Raw genomic sequence first — 18,412 nt, 5'->3', positions numbered from 1 at the left:
GGATTATAGAGAAAATGCCTTTATGCGTCTCGCCCTACTAACTCTAAACTGACTAAAAGGGATTAGCCCAACCAAAGCCACACCGCTAGGTTAAGTTCTATATTGAGCATAGGTATAGCTGACATTCTTTGCTAACAGTGCAAATTCAAATAACTAATCCTCAATTGTTGTCATCCGCTCACTCAAAAAATCAAATTCAACAGGAATTTCAGCAGCAGGTGCTACCTCAGGTGCTTGCTTTTGCTTGCCCTTAAAGTGATTAGCAAACTCGCTGCGCAAGCGATTAAAATCAGCTCTAGGTACAGCTAAGATATTAGGTGAAAAACCTGCTGCTTGACTCATAATATTACCAAACATGTCATTAAGATCAGTCCGAAGCATGGCCTGTTCAGCATTAAAAGCCGCATCAAACGCCAAAATAGCATTTTCGCTATTAGCCAAAACTGGTTCAGAGCCTAGCAATAACGCGCGGTCTTGGGGACCAATGCTATCTAGGATTTCATTCCAAGCCTCCTTCAAGGCTTCCAGATAGCCGCGTGACTGCTCACTATCACGAACCGTTTCCTCCATGATGGTCAAAATTTTGGTACGATCAACCTTGTAGGACTGTTGTTGCCCACGTTTTTGCAAAGCACTTACCCCAGCCCCAGCTGTTTGACGACCTGACTGGGCGCTTTGGGAAAGCTGTTTCTTCAATTCAGAAACCTCATGCTTTAAATCATCAATAACTCCTTGGAGGTTTTCAGGGATAATCGGCTGCGCAACACTCTCTTGGCTTTGTGCGAGTTCAATGGTCATCATCTCTGCATAGATGCGTGGGTGGGTGCCCTTTTTAATCGCAGGCAAATGCTTAGTAACTAAATCAATCATCTGAAAAAGGCTCTCATTAGTGAGTTGCTGATTACTTTCAAAAGTGGAAGAAAATTGAAAACTTTCAGCACCAGCCTTAACCATTAATAAATCACGCAAATAAATCAACAAATCAGTCGCAAAGCGTGACATACTCTTACCACTATCAAAAATCGTGGCCAAATCCGCTAGAGCAGCCTGAGTTTTTGTCTGGCTCACATGCAAGACATAATTGTCTAGAGCTTGGCGACTAATCGTCCCCGTCATCTCCTCAGCGATTGTCAAGGTGACGGTATGGTCACTTGAAAGACTGAGAACCTGATCAAGAATTGATAAGGCATCACGCATGCCGCCTTCGGCACGACGAGCAATAAGCTCAAGCGCTTTGTTTTCATAGCTGATGCCTTCTTGATCCAGGATATGCGTCAAGTGATGGACAATCTCTGCTTGTTTAATGGCTTTAAATTCAAAACGTTGAACTCGAGATAAAATAGTAGCAGGAATTTTATGTAATTCCGTTGTTGCTAAAATAAAAACCACATGAGCAGTTGGTTCTTCTAGCGTTTTTAATAAAGCATTAAAGGCACCTGTTGATAACATGTGTACCTCATCAATGATATAGACCTTATATTCTGCCTGACTGGGAGCATAGGTCGATTTGTCACGAATCTCTCGAATTTCATCCACACCATTATTAGAAGCCGCATCAATTTCGATGACATCTTCTAGGCTGCCATTAGTGATTTCTTTGCAAATGGCACAGCGATTACAAGGCTCCCCATTTACTTGATTGGGACAATTCATCGCCTTTGCAAAGATTTTTGCAGCGCTGGTTTTTCCCGTGCCCCGAGGCCCCGAAAAAAGATAGGCATGGCTAATCTTACCTGACTCAACAGTCTGTCTAAGCGTTTGGGAGATGAGACTTTGACCGACCATCTCCTCAAAAGTCTGACTGCGGTATTTGCGATAGAGTGCTTGATACATTATTTTTTAGCTCCAAACATGTCAAAGTTAAAATCCGTATTAGCCAACAAAATCTCCACAAAAGCTTCCAGATTTTTTTGATCAACCTGATCGTAATCCCCGACAACTGCAGAGTCTAAATCCAAAACACCAAGGAGCTGGCCATTCTTAAACATGGGCAGGACAATCTCGCTGCGCGCAGCAGAGTCACAAGAAATATAATTGGCATGCTGCTTAACATCCTGGACAATCATGGTTTGCTTAGTCGCCGCAGCCTCACCGCAAACACCTTTGCCAAGGCCAATGTGCACACAAGAAACCTTACCTTGAAAGGGACCTAAAATTAATTCTGTCCCATCATATAAGTAAAAACCAGCAAAAACAGTATTGGGCAAAGTCATCGCTAACAACGCACTGGCATTCGCTAAATTAGCAAGAGCATTATGCTCAGTTGCAAAAAGAGCTTCTGCTTGCGCAAGAAAGATGGCATAATTATTTTCTTTTTCTGTAATGTCCATGTGTTTTATTATATCACAAAATAATCTGAGGCACAGGTCTGCGGCAGCATTTTCCTACAAAAAAGGTGCCACAGCCCGCCATAGCTGACGCGTTTTGACACCTTCTTATTCTTTTATAAAGCGGGCAAAGCACAGATGGTATAAACTCCTAGTCCCAAAACAAGCAAACCAAGCAACCAGCAGGCTTTAAAATACCATTTACGTGTCTTGTGATGAAAGCAATAACCCCCAAATGCAGCTCCTAAGCCACCAAATAAAAGGCTGCTCAACAAGAGTGTTCGTTCAGAGACACGCCACCTATGGTAAAGGGCCTGTCTCTTATCGTACCCATACAGGCCAAACACCATTACATTCCACATCAACAAGGTCAAGCATACCACTATTTGAAAGTCACTCTTGATTAGTAATAGCATAGAGTACCTTTAGACGGTTGCTAAAATGCTAGCAATTTTAGTGTTGATTAAGTCAATCGCTACCACATTGCTAACCCCTTCTGGGACTATAATATCAGCATAGCGCTTGCTTGGCTCAATAAATTGATGATACATGGGCTTCACAACAGTGGTGTACTGCTCAATAATACTATCTAGACTTCGACCGCGCTCAACCATGTCACGTTTGATTCGTCGAATAATGCGAATATCATCATCAGTATCCACAAAAAGTTTGATGTCCATGAGATCACGTAAACGTTCATCTTCAAGCACTAAAATGCCCTCTAAGATAATGACATCTTGAGGCTCTTGGCGAAAGGTTTTATTGCTTCTGGTATGTTGCTTGTAATCATAAATAGGGATGTCAACCGGACGTCCTTCGAGCAATTCCTTAAGCTGTTCAATCATAAAATCAGTATCAAAAGCTAAGGGATGGTCATAGTTGGTTTTAATGCGCTCTTCAAAGCTAAGGTGAGACTGATCTTTATAGTAAGAATCGTGTTGGATCATTGCGATTCGAGCATTGGGGAAACTATCTAGAATGGCTCTAGAGACACTGGTTTTTCCGCCACCAGATCCTCCAGTCACACCAATGATAATGGGTTTTTTAGGCATTTCTAACTCCAAATTCTAAGTTCTGCTATTTATTTTACCAAATTTCAGTGCTTTTTTCTACTTGTCCTACCACACATTTGTCCCACAATAACGCTTATAGACAAGTTGCCAGCTGGATAGCTAGCAGCATTTCATGATATAATGGTAACAATTAAATAAAAAAGGACCTGTTATGTTTAGTAAATTCCCCACACCCTGGCAAGATAAGTTAGCCCAACTGCAGTATGCACAATTAACCCCCATTCAAGAGAAACTGTTTGATGTTATTTCTAGCAATCAAAATGTATTAGGTGTCAGTCCAACAGGAAGCGGCAAAACCTTGGCCTATTTATTTCCTGCTCTGCTAAAGGTTAAAAAAGGTAAGGCACAGCAACTCCTAATCCTTGCCCCTAACTCCGAATTGGCTGGCCAAATCTTTGAAGTAACCAAAGAGTGGGCCAGTCCAATCGGCTTAAGCGCTCAGCTATTTCTATCTGGCTCCAGTCAAAAACGGCAAATAGAGCGGTTAAAAAAGGGGCCGGAAATTCTCATCGGTACACCAGGGCGGATTTATGAGCTTGTCAAACTAAAGAAAATCAAAATGATGGCGGTTGATACCATTATCTTAGATGAATACGATGAATTACTAGGAGATTCACAAATTGATTTTGTCCATAAGGTGACCCATCACGTGCCACGTCAACACCAAATGATTTATATTTCAGCAACAAGTAAGGTCGCCACCGCCTCTTTGGCTGATGCTACTACAATGATTGATCTCTCAGATCAAGAACAGCCAGAAATTGAACATTTCTATATGCAGGTTGACAAACGTCAGCGGCTGGAAACCCTACGTAAACTGGCTAATCTGCCTAACTTTCGTGGGCTGGTGTTTTTCAACAGCCTCTCAGACTTAGGAGCTAGTGAAGAAAAACTACAGTTTAACCGTATCAATGCGGTCTCCCTAGCTAGTGATGTGAATGTAAAATTGCGAAAAACCATTTTAGAACATTTTAAGCAGCATCAACTGCCCTTACTTCTAGCAACTGACTTAGTTGCTCGCGGCATTGACATTGAACAATTAGAATACGTCATAAACTTTGATGTGCCAAGAGATAAAGAAACCTATACCCACCGTGCAGGGCGAACTGGTCGAATGGGGCAACAAGGAGCTGTCATCACATTTATTACCCATCCTGAAGACCTCAAAAAGCTAAAGAAGTTTGCACCAGTAAAACAAGTAACCCTCAAAAACCAGCTACTAAGTTTTAGGAAAAACTAATCTTGGTCAACTAACTTAGAATCTCATTTGTCCTGATTATTAAGCAGGCTTAGGGAAAAGCTCTTATCATCAAGGATTCTTACTGAACTTGACCACCCTAGCAAGTTACACCCTAGCAAGTTACACCCGAGCTTTGTTGGCAATATTTTAAAAGTAAGTGGCAAATTATTTTCAGTGTGCCATTCGCTTTTGATGAGTTGTTAATTTTTTTGAGCGCTACTTTTTCAGTAAGACCAAGGCAGGTCTTACCCGCTGCTGTCAGCACCTCGGCTTTGGAACAGCTAGGCAAGTAAGCAACTCCTTTACTTAGCCTAAAGGGATGGTGATAAAAAAGCTTTGGAAGAAAGCCCCTCGTATTTTGGGCATTCGGTGATGCCTCATTCGCAGCAAAAGGAACTAAAAAGCCACATAGTGCGTCAAAAAGTGCGCTTCCTTATCCTAGGGGCGCACTTTTTACTATTAAGCTTTGCTGAGTTTGATGTTGCCTTACAATGACTAGCTGAACATACAGTGATGAGATGGCTTCATTTCTTTGCTAGAACAAATGATATTTTCATCTATCAGTTATTAGTCAAACCGTAGTCACTATTTTGCTTTTTGGCCTTAAGAAGCGGCCAAGCTTGCAGGGTTAGAGTTGATCTGCTAAGCGGACAAGCCTTGTTTGAGCTTGAATAGCTATCATTAAGTGTCAATAACACTAAAAGCGTCAATAACACTAAGATGCGTAAAGCTGGCTAAGGGTTACAAAAGAGTAGCCTTGGCTTTGCAAATATTCAATAACTGAAGGTAAGGCATTGACACTGGTTTGATGAATGTCATGCATTAAAACGACACCATTTGGTCCAGCTTGATTTTTAAGATTCGCCATAATTCCTTGAGTGCTATGATTTTCCCAATCCCTAGTGTCTACTGTCCACATCGCTTGTTCCATACCAGTTATTTCCTTCACGCGCTCATTGGTTGCCCCATACGGCGGTCTTAAAAAGACTGGTTTTTTACCGGTAATTTTCTCGAGCACCTGATTGGTTTGATTAATTTCTGCTTTTACCTGGTCAGGCGATAGCAGGGTTAGATTAGGATGTGTCCAGGTATGGTTCCCAATTTCATTTCCTTGATTATAAACCTTTTTAACTAGGGCTTCATGACCAGCTACTTTTGAACCAATCATGAAAAAGGTTCCAACCGCATGATATTTTGCTAGAATATTAAGCACCTGAGGCGTAGTCTCAGCATCTGGGCCATCATCAAAGGTCAAGGCAATAACTTTACGATTTTCACGCGCTTTTTTTAAAGCCTCTTCCTTTTTCTTTTGATAGTCCGCATAATTTGCTTGCTCATCCTTTGGTAAGTAAGCGGGATTGATAACTTCAAAAAGATCTGAAATGGGTAAAGCTATCTGCGAGTCAATAACCAGTTGGTGCTGGTCTATTTTAAACGGAAGCTTTTTTGTTGAAGGGTGCTTAAACATCTCTTCTAGCTGCTGTTCTGACGTCTGCAAGGACGGATCTTGTTTTTTTATTAATTGACTTAAGAAATCTACCTTACCACCTAACAGCTGATCTAAACCAAAAAGTGTATTTTTGCTATCAATATAAAAATCACGCAAGTCTTTTTCAGATGTTTTTTGATAAGCTGTCCACTGATAATCATACTGAACTCTTTGCACCTTGACGCGACGGATACCTTTGATTGGTGTTTCAATGATCTTAGGTTCAATAAAAACAAGCTGCATTGGCTGTATGGTCTCTTTACTGCCATCTCCTTTAGCGATTTCCCGAGCAATAAGATTATTTTTATCCGCTAAGGTAAAATGGAATTGCCTTTTTCTCGGTCGCTTAATCGTTAAGCGATCCTGTTCAGAAAATTGTTGGATTAAAGCTTCTTTGTGCGCTTGAATCAATTTTTCTTGTGATTGATGCATCATCACTTTATGTGCAACAAAGAGGCCACCTAACAAAGCTATTAAGACAATTATAGTAATTATTAATTTTTTCTTCATTTTTTAGCCTTTCATGTATGATATTGTAACACAAGAAAGATTGAGAAAACAAGACAAATTTAAGACCAAAAGAAAAGATTAAGTTTCATTTAAGGAACCTAATCTTTCTGTCAATTAAAAATCGTTATTGAATGTCAAATACGATTGATTTCAAGTTGGTCATGGCATCAATCGAATACTTGACTCCTTGGACCCCAGCACCGGATTTCTTAGCACCTAAGAATGGGAAATTATCTGTACCACGTTGGGTTTTGTTATTAATATGAACCGTACCCACTTCTAGCTGCTCTGCAATGGCAAAGGCTTGGGGAAAGTTATTGGTGAAAACAGAAGCCTGTAAACCATATTCTGAGTCATTCGAAATAGCAATCGCTTCTTCTACGGAATGCACACGGATAAATGGAAGCACCGGTCCAAAAGGTTCCTCCCAGGCTAGGCGCATGTCTGTGGTCACATGATCAAAGATCAGTGGGCTAATGAGGTTTCCTTGGCGTTGATATTGCGCTAGAGCTTTAGCGCCTTTCTCATTGGCATCATGAACAAGACCTTCGACAAAATCTGCTGCCTTGGTATCAATCAATGGTGTTATATCAGCATCGTCTTCTGGCATACCAACTGTCAACTGATCCACACGACTCTTGACTTTAGCAATCAACTCATCAGCGATTTGATCCATGACAAGGACACGTTTAACAGCGGTACAACGTTGGCCAGAATAGCCAAAGGCACCCGCTACAATATTTTTAGCCGCCAAATCCAAATCAGCATCCTCAAGGACAATGGCTGAGTCCTTACCACCTAGTTCTAGCATAATCGGACGCATACCAGCCAACTGACCAATCCGCTCGCCTACTGGTGTAGAACCGGTAAAATTAATGAAATTAACAGCCTCATGCTCAACAATGTAATCCCCAATCACAGCCCCGCGACCCGTAATTGTATTGAAAACACCAGCAGGTAGACCAGCTTCTGCAAAGGCTTGTGCTAATAATAAACCAGAAAGGGAGCCCTGTGTTGGTGGTTTAAAGGCTACAACATTGCCGGCAATAAGGGCAGGAGCAATTTTAGAGCCAGCTAAATTAACCGGATAGTTAAACGGTGAGATGGCTAAGACCAAACCTACTGGTTCATGACGAACAATAGCAATTTTTTTCTTACTTGCTGCTTCAAAGCTACCGCCTTCAAGGACTTCTCCTTCCATGCGGAGGCCTTCTTCTGCTGCATAATTAATAATTTCTGCAGTTCGGATCACCTCGCTGATAGCTGCTTTATGCCCTTTGGCCACTTCTTTTGAAAGGACTGCACCAATCTTAGCCGCATCACGGACTAGAATATCTGCAGCTTTGTGCAGATAAGCCGCACGTTCAACATATGAAAGTGCTCGCCAGGCAGGAGCTGCTTGATGTGCTACTTCATAAACAGCATCCACCTCTTGCTGTGACATAGCAGGAACGGTCCCTAAGGCCTCACCTGTTGCTGGAGCATAGATGGTCATCTCCGTTTGCGAAGTCTTCCATTCTCCATTCACAAGGTTTTTATATTGTTTAGTCACAAATATGATCTCCTTTTTACAATAGTAATTCTATTTTATCACATTCAACGGTTCCCTCCAAGTCCTTAGCATGCTGCTAGTATAAGGTACACTTAAAGAAATGGACTGCAATCATTTTCTACTCATCTGCCTGTGGCCTGTGTTCAATCTATTTGCACAGCATGACAGCCTGACCTAGCCAATCTTGCAAATTCAGTTGGGCCATCTATAAAGATTTCCTAAAAGGATACTACCGATTATGAAAAACGGCTATTTTTGAAAACGAACCTGTCTTCATACCGTTGCCCTAAGTCAGCTAGCAGCGCACAAAAAAGGAACCACTTAGTGATTCCTTAACCTGTTGGGTTTCTTATTGTGGAAGGTATTCCTTTTGGAGTTCAAGCACTTCTTCAGCAGTTGAGCATTCTGTTAAAGCACGTTGAGCGTATTCTTCCATTTTTGCTGAATCCAACGTCTTCATCAAGCTACGTGTCCGAAGAACTGAGGTAGCTGACATGGAGAATTCATCTAAGCCCATTCCAACAAGTAATGGTACTGCTAGTTGATCACCTGCCATTTCACCACACATACCAGCCCATTTGCCTTCTGCGTGAGCTGCTTTGATGACATTGTTAATCAAACGCAAGATAGATGGGTTGTATGGTTGGTAAAGGTAGGATACTTGTTCATTCATACGGTCAGCAGCCATTGTGTACTGGATAAGGTCGTTGGTTCCAATTGAGAAGAAATCAACTTCCTTAGCAAATTGGTCGGCTAGCATAGCCGCTGCTGGAATTTCAATCATAATCCCAACTTGAATATCCTCAGCAACTGCTACGCCTTCAGCTAACAAGTTTGCCTTTTCTTCTTCGAATACAGCCTTAGCAGCGCGGAATTCTTTAAGAAGAGCTACCATTGGGAACATGATGCGTAATTGTCCATGCACAGAAGCGCGTAACAAGGCACGAATTTGTGTACGGAACATGGCATCGCCTGTTTCAGAGATTGAAATCCGAAGTGCTCGGAAACCAAGGAAAGGATTCATTTCTTTTGGTAGGTCAAAATAAGGTAATTCTTTGTCTCCACCAATGTCCATGGTCCGAACAACAACTGGCTTGCCATTCATCCCTTCAAGCACAGCTTTGTAGGCTTGATATTGTTCATCTTCTGTTGGGAAATCTTGGGAATCCATGTAGAGGAATTCCGTCCGATAAAGGCCAACAGCTTCGGCACCATTATCATTAACACCAGTAACGTCTTTTGGCGTTCCGATGTTTGCTGCCAATTCAAAATGTTTACCATCAGCTGTTTCAGTATGTGCATTTTTTAGGAGTGCCCATTCTGCTTTTTGTTTAGCATAGGCTTCACCAGCTGCTTTAAAAGCAAGAATTTGGTCTTCATTTGGATTGATAATGACTTCTCCGGTGATACCGTTAACAGCAAGAATATCACCATCTTTAACACGGCTAGTAATATCGTTAGTACCTAACACAGCAGCAATTTCCAGAGTCCGAGCCATGATTGCTGAGTGACTAGTCCGCCCACCAATGTTGGTTACAAAGGCTTTAACGAATTGCTTGTTTAATTGTGCTGTATCTGAAGGTGTCAAATCATGAGCGATTACGATTGATTCTTCATCAATAGTAGCTGGATTTGGCATCTTAACACCCAAAAGATGCGCTAATACACGTTTGGCAACGTCTCGAATATCCGCTGCTCTTTCTTGCATATAAGGGTTATCTTCCATACCCTCAAAGATAGTGATGAACATGTCAGTCACTTCTTTAAGTCCAGTTTCTGCATTAACTTGTTTAGCGCGAATGGTTTCTTTAATTTGGCTGATCATCTCTGGATCAGAAAGAACCATTAAATGAGCGTCAAATACTGCTGCTGCCTCTTCTCCAAGGCTCTCTACTGCTTTGGCACGAATAACAGAAAGCTCGTCTTGTGAAGCTTGTAATGCAACATCAAGGCGAGCTTCTTCTGCACTTGTATCTTCGACTGTTACAGTCTCAAATGACAAATCCGGTTGAACCAGTAGATATGCTTTAGCAACAGCAACACCATCAGAGGCAGCAATTCCTTTAAGCATTTCTGTCATTTTTAAGCCAATCCTTCTTTAGTCATTGTTTCTTCAATTGCTGCAATTGCATCGTCAGCATCAGCGCCTTCAGCAGTGATGGTTACATCAGCGCCTTGTCCTACACCTAGGCTCATAACACCCATGATTGATTTAAGGTTTACCGCTTTACCTTTGTAATCAAGCGTAATGTCTGAAGCGAATTTACTAGCTGTTTGTACTAATAAAGTAGCTGGACGAGCATGAATTCCTGTTTCTGCAACAATATGAAAATCTTTTGAAGCCATAGATGGTTCTCCTTTTAATAGTTGTGTAGTTTGAGCTATCCAATGATAACCCTTACAACATCAGATTATAGCATATTGCTATTTTATTTTCAAGATTAAATGTCCTTATGTGAAAAATGACTTGAAATTTTTTCTAACTTTTTTCATAGCATCTCACTGGGGCTATTTAGAAACTTTCTTCCTTAAATAATAGCGATTTTCCTTACAGTTCGTAAGGCAAAAACTTCTCTTTTTCTATTAGATTACTTATTTTCAACCTTTTAATCTCACTTTCATGCACTACAGGCACTCATGGCTCAATAAACTAGTCTTTTTGATGGCTTTGGCTACTTTTGCATTGTTTAACTGTTCCTATCAGGGGTGCACAAACAAGCCCACAGACATTTTTTGGTGATAATAATAGCTGCGCTTCTTAAGAACATTCACACAACATGTAGTATTAATTAAAAAAATATACCCCCAAATATTGTGTTCTTTTCGATTCTATAGCTTGCATTTTGACCTTAAATTTTATATCCTAGTATAGTCAGATGATCACAGAAAAGGAGATACATAATGATTACGGTTTATTCCAAAAACAATTGTATGCAGTGCAAGATGACCAAGAAATTCCTCGAGCAAAATGGAGCTGCCTATCAGGAAATTAATATTGATGAAATGCCTGAAAAAATTGATTATGTTAAACGTTTAGGATTTACTTCTGTTCCAGTTATCGAAACAGCTGAGCATGTTTTTTCCGGTTTCCAACCAGCTAAATTAAAAGAAATTATTTAGCATCTCCACTAGATAAGGATAAGGCTATGAGCTTAAAAAATCTCGGCGACATTTCATACTTTCGCCTCAATAACGAAATCAATCGTCCTGTTAATGGACAAATTCCCCTACACAAGGACAAAGAAGCGCTACAAGCCTTCTTTAAGGAAAATGTCATCCCTAATACCAAGCAGTTCTCATCAATCACAGAAAAAATTACTTTCTTACTTGATAATGACTACATTGAGCGGGCTTTTATTGAAAAATATTCACCGCAATTTATCGAACAATTAGCTGCCAAGATTCAAAAAGAGCACTTTAGCTTTAAATCTTTTATGGCAGCTTATAAGTTTTATCAACAGTATGCTTTAAAAACCAATGATGGGAACTACTATTTAGAGAGTCTTGAAGATCGGGTCATGTTCAATGCCTTGTATTTTGCTGATGGTAATGAAACGTTAGCCAAAGACTTAGCTATTGAAATGATTAATCAGCGCTACCAACCTGCAACCCCTTCTTTTTTGAATGCTGGTCGCAGCCGGCGCGGGGAATTGGTGTCTTGTTTTCTTATCCAAGTTACCGATGATATGAACGCTATTGGTCGCTCGATCAATTCAGCCCTCCAACTTTCTCGCATTGGTGGTGGTGTTGGTATTACCTTGTCTAACTTGCGTGAGGCTGGAGCTCCCATTAAAGGCTATGCCGGAGCAGCCTCTGGTGTTGTTCCTGTCATGAAACTATTCGAAGATAGTTTTTCCTACTCTAATCAATTAGGGCAACGCCAAGGTGCGGGAGTCGTTTACTTAAATGTCTTTCACCCAGACATCATCGCCTTTTTATCCACAAAAAAAGAAAACGCTGATGAAAAAGTTCGGGTCAAAACCCTCTCACTTGGTTTAACTGTTCCTGATAAATTCTATGAATTGGCTCGAAAGAACGAGGACATGTATCTGTTTAGTCCTTACAGCATTGAGCGTGAGTACGGCATCCCTTTTAACTATATTGATATTACGGCAAAATATGATGAACTAGTCGCCAATCCCAACATTACTAAAACGAAGATCAAGGCTCGCGATTTAGAAACAGAAATCTCTAAACTCCAACAAGAATCCGGTTACCCTTACATCATCAATATTGACACAGCCAATAAAGCTAATCCAATTGATGGTAAAATTATCATGAGCAATTTATGTTCAGAGATTTTACAGGTGCAAAAACCAAGTTTCATCAATGATGCCCAGGAATACCTGGAAATGGGAACGGATATTTCATGTAACCTTGGTTCAACCAACATTTTAAACATGATGACTTCGCCTGATTTTGGCCATTCTATTAAAGCCATGACCAGAGCACTGACCTATGTGACTGATTCTTCAGCAATTGACGCTGTACCAACCATCAAAAATGGAAATCAGCAAGCCCATACTATCGGCTTAGGCGCGATGGGTCTTCATTCTTATCTGGCCCAACATCATATGGAATATGGTAGCCCAGAGTCTATTGAATTCACTGATATTTATTTTATGCTGATGAATTACTGGACTTTGGTTGAATCTAACCAGATTGCTCGGGAACGCAAGACCAGCTTTGTTGGCTTTGAAAATTCCAAATACGCTGATGGTACCTACTTTGATAAGTATGTGACCGGGCAATTTGTCCCAAAATCCGACAAAGTCAAGGAGCTGTTTGCCGACCACTTTATTCCTCAGGCGAAAGACTGGCAAGAGCTACGTGAGGCTGTTATGAAAGAGGGACTCTATCATCAAAACCGCCTGGCAGTAGCTCCAAATGGTTCAATCTCATATATCAATGACTGCTCTGCTTCTATTCACCCTATTACCCAAAGGATTGAAGAGCGGCAAGAAAAGAAAATTGGGAAAATTTACTACCCAGCAAACGGCTTAGCTACAGACACGATTCCATACTATACTTCTGCTTATGACATGGATATGCGAAAAGTCATTGATGTTTATGCCGCTGCGACACAGCACGTGGACCAAGGCTTGTCATTGACGCTCTTTCTACGAAGCGAGTTACCACAAGGACTCTATGAATGGAAAACAAAGAGTAAGCAAACAACACGTGACCTCTCTATCCTTCGTAACTACGCTTTTAATAAAGGGATCAAGTCCATCTATTATATTCGGACCTTTACTGATAATGGTGATGAGGTCGGTTCTAATCAATGTGAATCCTGTGTCATCTAATCTGGCACCGACTTGACTGCTGCTCTTAGAGCAGCTCGTACTCTTTAGGAGATATTACCTATGACTACCTATTATGAAGCTATTAACTGGAATGAAATCGAAGATGTGATTGATAAGTCAACCTGGGAGAAATTAACCGAACAATTCTGGTTAGATACACGCATTCCTCTATCCAATGACCTGGATGATTGGCGCAAATTGCCCGCCCAGGAAAAGGATTTAGTAGGCAAAGTTTTTGGCGGCTTGACCCTGCTGGATACTATGCAATCCGAATCCGGAGTAGAAGCAATTCGCGCCGATGTTCGGACACCGCATGAAGAAGCTGTGCTTAATAATATCCAATTTATGGAATCTGTCCATGCCAAATCCTATTCGTCTATCTTTTCAACCTTAAATACTAAAAAAGAAATCGAAGAGATTTTTGAGTGGACTAATAACAATGAATACTTGCAAAAAAAAGCAAAGATCATTAACGACATTTATGAAAATGGCGATGCGCTTCAAAAGAAAGTGGCCTCTACTTATCTTGAGACCTTCTTGTTCTACTCAGGTTTTTTTACCCCACTCTATTATTTAGGAAATAATAAGCTTGCCAACGTTGCTGAAATCATTAAATTAATTATTCGTGATGAATCCGTTCATGGTACCTATATTGGCTACAAGTTTCAGCTCGGCTTTAATGAATTATCAAAAGGCGAACAAGAAAGCTTCAAAGAATGGATGTATGACTTATTATTCCAACTCTATGAAAATGAAGAACTCTATACCAAGACGCTTTATGACGGCGTTGGTTGGACTGATGAAGTCATGACCTTCCTGCGTTACAATGCTAATAAAGCCCTCATGAACCTTGGACAGGACCCCCTTTTCCCAGACACCGCTAATGATGTCAATCCTATTGTCATGAATGGTATTTCAACCGGAACCTCCAACCATGACTTTTTCTCACAAGTGGGGAATGGGTACCTACTCGGGTCTGTGGAAGCTATGGCTGATGAAGACTACAACTACGGGCTATAAGCGTAGAATCCAACTCAGCTGATCTTGTTGAGAACATCCAGTAGCCATCCCCTAGCCTTGACGAGTTAGTGAAAAAGGGGCCCACTGGCAATTGTGCCTTGTCTGTGGCTTTAGCCACTACCCTTGATGACATGGCAACAACAAGACCCTCCGGGGTCTTTTTAGCTACAGCAATACAATAACATGTCCCTACCTGACTTACCAGAGCTGATGGAAACTCACCATTTGAAAAGCATCTTCTGGTCAAGTTTGCTATAATAGAACATATGAAAAAATTACTAGTATCCTGGCTGAAATGGACCTGTCTGCTGCTTATGACTGGCATAACCGCAGGACTTGTTGCGGTCGTTTTAATCGAACTGATTCACTTCATTCAAGCACTGTCCTTTGGTTATAGCCATGGCTCTTTTAGCCAAAAGATTGCCCAAGTGCACCCTTGGCGCCGCTTTGGCTCGGTCATGGCAGCCGGTCTGGTAGCAGGTAGTGGTTGGTATAGCATGAGTCGCTTCCTTGTTCCCTTGCAATCTATCAAAACAACTGTGCAAAACAATAAGCAGCCTAATCCGCTCACGCATCTCTGCCACGGACTTCTACAGATGACCACTGTCTCCATGGGCTCACCCCTTGGTCGCGAAGGGGCTTCTCGTGAAGTTGCAGTTGCTTTGACCCAAGGCTGGACAAAACAGCTGCCTTTAAGCGCACATGAGCGCAGCCTCTTACTTGGCTGCGCCTCTGGTGCTGCCCTAGGAGCTGTTTATAATGCCCCCTGGGCTACGAGTATCTTCATCCTTGAAAGCATTTTTTTAAAGCGCTCAGGAAAAACGGTCTATTCTGCTATCGTGACAGCCTTCGTCGCCGTTGGAACCGTTCGTCTCCTCATCGGAGCAGATGTCCAATACCAGATCACGCTCTCGCCTTGGACCACCTCCTTGTGGCTGTGGATCCTACTTGCCACGCCCTTGCTTGGCGTACTAGGCTTTAGTTTGCAAAGACTGATCGCTCGCCTGCCTCAGGTCGATCGCACAAAAACCAGCTATATTTGGCGCGTCCTGGCAGCCTTTTTTGTCGTTGCTTGTCTTAGTTATGTCACCCCGCAAATACTCGGCAATGGCAAGGCGGGCCTACTCTATCTACAGCACCAGCCTTATAATGCCCACTACGCCCTAAGCTTAGTCCTGACTAAAGTCGTTGCTGTGCTCTTGACGCTAGCTGTTGGCACCTATGGCGGGAAAATTGCTCCCGCAATGATGATAGGCGGGGGTCTGGCCTACCTCCTAGCTCACTACAGTAATCAGCTACTACAAACCAACGTTGATCCTCAATTGGCCTTGATTATTGGCGCTGCCCTCTTTCTAGCTATCATCAATGACATTCCTTTGGCGGCCATTGTCTTTCTCACTGAAATATCAGGCCAAGCCTGGTCCCAATCCATTCCCCTAGCACTAGCTATGCTGATAGCTTACAGTCCTAAGCTATGGCGTCGTTTCCAGCCAATCATTCATTCATTAAAAAATCAATAAAAAATAGGAAGACCGTGCATTCATGCTTTGAACCACGCGATCTTCCTATTTTTTATACTGCCAGATGCAGTAATGACGCGATTAACAATGACAGTCCTGGCAAAATTTTTCCTTTACCTAATTGATTTCATAATTCTATTTCCTTTAGCCACTACCATTCTAAAATCCTATTAAAACAGCCTTTAAAACGCTTTCTAAGCACTTAATCTCAAGTTTTCTAACACAGCAATTTCTGACCTTGAGTATATATATATATATATATATATACTGTTCTTTGCTGCAAAATGCAGATAAATGAACGAACTAAGGAGATAAGAGGAACATGGCAAAAGGTCATTGGGGCAAAAAAGCAGTACTAGCCAGCCTAGTCATCAGTGCGGGGCTGTTGAGTGGGCAGGGAACAGTGAAGGCGGATGCACAATATGATGAACAAAAAAGAATTACGACGGGGTTGGAAAAAGAATTTGACGGTCTTCTGACAAAAGTTAAAGGAAATTTAGCACAGCTAGTGGTTGCTACTAGCAATTATCAAACCTATAGTTCATTAAAAATGTTTAACGAAACAGTAAAACGAGCGCTAGAGGATATTACTCACAAGGTTGAAGTAAGTAGGCTTAAAGAAGAAAATACACGTGAAAAGCAAAAAAATAAAGTGTTAGAAGCTAAGGATCAAGAAAACAAGGAAAAGGTAAAGACTCTTACTAAAGAAAGAGAAGAGATAGCCAATAAAAACAACCAATTAGAAAATCAAAATAACGAATTAAGTAATGAAACTAAGAAATTGACCTTAGAGGCAAAAAAGTCAAACGAGGAAAAAAAACAACTCTCAAATCAATTAAATCAGGAAAAACATCAGCTACAAGAACTCATAAAGCAATTCCGTCTAACGGATTTACAGTACAAATCAGACAAGAAAAAGTTAGAAGCTGAACGTGAAGCTATTAAAACACAGTTGACAAATTCTAACCAAGCTAAGGCCGATCTCGAGACAAATATGAAAGCGCTTCAAGAGCAAGCCGACAAAACTGCTCAAAACTTACAAGCCAGTCAAGAAAAAGTTGCTCAAGCGACTCAGCAAAATCAAGAACTACAAGCACAGCTTAAGCAAGAAAAGCAAGAAGCAACTGAACTTCAAGCCAAACTTCAAGCAACGCAAGCATCTAATACTCAAACCAGAACACAATTGCAAAAGGAGTTAGATGCAAAGAACGCTAAAATTAGTGAGTTAGAAACCCAAGTCACTGAATCAACACAAAAAGTTAAAGACTTAGAAACAGCGCAAAAAGAGGCTCAAGAAAAAGTCGCTGACTTAACCAAACAAAAGGCTGAGATTGAAGCCCAACTGCAAGAGAAAACGGAACTTAGTGAGCATGAAAAAGCGCAACTGGAGCAAAAGTTAGCTGATGTGCAAGCAAAAATCACTGAAAAGGAAAACGCTATCAAGAGTCTTGAAAGTAAGCTAACTGAAACGACTGCTAAGCTTGAAAACCAAAGCAAGCTCAGCGCTGAGGACAAGGCTAAACTCCAACACGAACTGCAAGACTTGATGACTAAGCTTGACATGCTTAAAAAAGAGCATGAGAAAACGCCGGACATGCCTCAGAAGCCTGAGGATCAGCCAAAAGCTCCAAGCATGCCAGAGACTCCTCAAAAACCAGAGGTTACACCGCAACCTAAGCCTGCACCAGAACCTAAAGTTCCTGAGGAAAAACCAGCTGAGCCAAAAGCTCCAGAAGCAGGCAAAGACAAGCCAAGTGCCCAAACTCCACAGGCTAAGCCTGAGAAACACAGCATTCCTTGGACGACTCTAACACCGGCTGCTCCAAGTAAGGATACCAACGCTAAGAATGCCAAAGATGGCAAGACTACACAAACACCAGCTGGTAAGCAAAATACTGGCAAACCAGCTGCTGCTAACACAGCAAGCCAAGCAGCACCTGCTGCTCAGTCAGTACCAGTTGGCAAACACAGCGCCAACCAACTACCTGCTACTGGTGAGGCGGCTACTAGCTTCTTCACGGCAGCTGCTCTGTCTGTCATAGCTTCTGCTGGCGTCCTTAGCCTCAAGCGCAAGAAAGACTAAGCACCGCTGGCATCGGCAAGCCGATTTCAACTCCTCTTCCTATAAGTAAGCTAGGGACCACGCTCCTTGGGCGCTAGCTAAGACTCAATCCACATCAAAACCCTTCTTGCTACCAGCAGGAAGGGTTTTGCTCATCTTTACACAACACAAAGCTCATGTGATAGCCAGCAGGGCGACAAACACCCACAAGGAAAAAGTCAGCCTCTCTTTGTTTTCATCATTTTAGAAAAAATAAAATTACTGACCTTAGAATGATGTGAGTTTTCTTGCTTTCAGCACATTAAAAAACGAA

Annotated in this window: 14 protein-coding genes; 6 read left to right on the top strand and 8 right to left on the bottom strand. The window is 41.6% G+C overall.

The features are described 5' to 3' along the window. Nucleotides 1-153 precede the first annotated feature (153 nt). The 4 genes from dnaX to udk all read right to left on the bottom strand — a co-directional run bounded on the left by dnaX (nucleotide 154) and on the right by udk (nucleotide 3,379). A complete protein-coding gene (dnaX, locus tag GWD08_RS01745) occupies nucleotides 154-1,833 on the bottom strand; it encodes a DNA polymerase III subunit gamma/tau (protein ID WP_159563999.1) in 1,680 nt (559 codons plus the stop codon). Further along, nucleotides 1,833-2,330 (bottom strand): GAF domain-containing protein, encoded by a 498-nt coding sequence (locus GWD08_RS01740; RefSeq protein WP_328707132.1) that lies wholly within the window; start codon nucleotides 2,328-2,330, stop codon nucleotides 1,833-1,835. Before GWD08_RS01740 ends, dnaX begins: the two co-directional genes overlap by 1 nt. Before the next feature lie 113 nt (nucleotides 2,331-2,443). Beyond that, nucleotides 2,444-2,677, bottom strand: coding sequence for a DUF1294 domain-containing protein (locus GWD08_RS01735; RefSeq protein WP_425280422.1), 234 nt, complete (start codon nucleotides 2,675-2,677; stop codon nucleotides 2,444-2,446). A 75-nt stretch (nucleotides 2,678-2,752) separates the two neighbouring features. After that, complete coding sequence (gene udk / locus GWD08_RS01730; RefSeq protein ID WP_159543743.1) at nucleotides 2,753-3,379, bottom strand: uridine kinase; 627 nt, start codon at nucleotides 3,377-3,379, stop codon at nucleotides 2,753-2,755. A 172-nt stretch (nucleotides 3,380-3,551) separates the two neighbouring features. Between udk and GWD08_RS01725 the strand changes: the two genes are divergently transcribed. Then, nucleotides 3,552-4,640, top strand: coding sequence for a DEAD/DEAH box helicase (locus tag GWD08_RS01725; protein WP_159543741.1), 1,089 nt, complete (start codon nucleotides 3,552-3,554; stop codon nucleotides 4,638-4,640). 715 nt (nucleotides 4,641-5,355) lie between these two features. Here GWD08_RS01725 and GWD08_RS01720 read toward each other — a convergent pair. From GWD08_RS01720 to GWD08_RS01705, 4 genes are all read right to left on the bottom strand, one after another. Further along, nucleotides 5,356-6,639, bottom strand: coding sequence for a polysaccharide deacetylase family protein (locus tag GWD08_RS01720; protein WP_159549783.1), 1,284 nt, complete (start codon nucleotides 6,637-6,639; stop codon nucleotides 5,356-5,358). Between the two features lie 124 nt (nucleotides 6,640-6,763). Then, a complete protein-coding gene (locus tag GWD08_RS01715; RefSeq protein ID WP_159549786.1) occupies nucleotides 6,764-8,191 on the bottom strand; it encodes an NADP-dependent glyceraldehyde-3-phosphate dehydrogenase in 1,428 nt (475 codons plus the stop codon). A 349-nt stretch (nucleotides 8,192-8,540) separates the two neighbouring features. Then, nucleotides 8,541-10,271: a phosphoenolpyruvate--protein phosphotransferase gene (ptsP, locus tag GWD08_RS01710; RefSeq protein WP_159543735.1), complete on the bottom strand. Its 1,731-nt coding sequence runs from the start codon at nucleotides 10,269-10,271 to the stop codon at nucleotides 8,541-8,543. Nucleotides 10,272-10,273: 2 nt separating this feature from the next. Next, nucleotides 10,274-10,537, bottom strand: a complete 264-nt coding sequence (locus GWD08_RS01705; protein ID WP_012515399.1) for a phosphocarrier protein HPr — start codon at nucleotides 10,535-10,537, stop codon at nucleotides 10,274-10,276. A 555-nt stretch (nucleotides 10,538-11,092) separates the two neighbouring features. On the opposite strand from GWD08_RS01705, the gene nrdH reads away from it, so the two are divergent. From nrdH to GWD08_RS01680, 5 genes are all read left to right on the top strand, one after another. Next, nucleotides 11,093-11,311, top strand: a complete 219-nt coding sequence (gene nrdH / locus GWD08_RS01700; RefSeq protein ID WP_159549789.1) for a glutaredoxin-like protein NrdH — start codon at nucleotides 11,093-11,095, stop codon at nucleotides 11,309-11,311. A gap of 26 nt (nucleotides 11,312-11,337) precedes the next feature. Further along, entirely contained in the window at nucleotides 11,338-13,497 is a 2,160-nt protein-coding gene (gene nrdE / locus GWD08_RS01695) for a class 1b ribonucleoside-diphosphate reductase subunit alpha (protein WP_159563998.1), read from the top strand. Nucleotides 13,498-13,557: 60 nt separating this feature from the next. Then, nucleotides 13,558-14,517 carry a class 1b ribonucleoside-diphosphate reductase subunit beta gene (nrdF, locus tag GWD08_RS01690; protein WP_159543729.1) on the top strand — a complete coding sequence of 320 codons (960 nt, stop codon included), beginning with the start codon at nucleotides 13,558-13,560 and terminating at the stop codon, nucleotides 14,515-14,517. 266 nt (nucleotides 14,518-14,783) lie between these two features. Next, on the top strand, nucleotides 14,784-16,037 hold the full coding sequence (locus tag GWD08_RS01685) for a chloride channel protein (RefSeq protein ID WP_159563997.1): 1,254 nt from the start codon (nucleotides 14,784-14,786) through the stop codon (nucleotides 16,035-16,037). A gap of 322 nt (nucleotides 16,038-16,359) precedes the next feature. Beyond that, the gene (locus GWD08_RS01680; protein ID WP_159563996.1) at nucleotides 16,360-18,120 is read left to right on the top strand and encodes an LPXTG cell wall anchor domain-containing protein; all 1,761 of its coding nucleotides are present in this window, start codon (nucleotides 16,360-16,362) and stop codon (nucleotides 18,118-18,120) included. The last annotated feature ends 292 nt before the right edge of the window (nucleotides 18,121-18,412 follow it).

The organism is Streptococcus halichoeri, from assembly GCF_009870755.1.
GTDB lineage: Bacteria > Bacillota > Bacilli > Lactobacillales > Streptococcaceae > Streptococcus > Streptococcus halichoeri.
The sequence above is the reverse complement of the archived record's forward strand: the minus strand, read 5'-3'. Positions and strand labels throughout refer to the sequence as shown.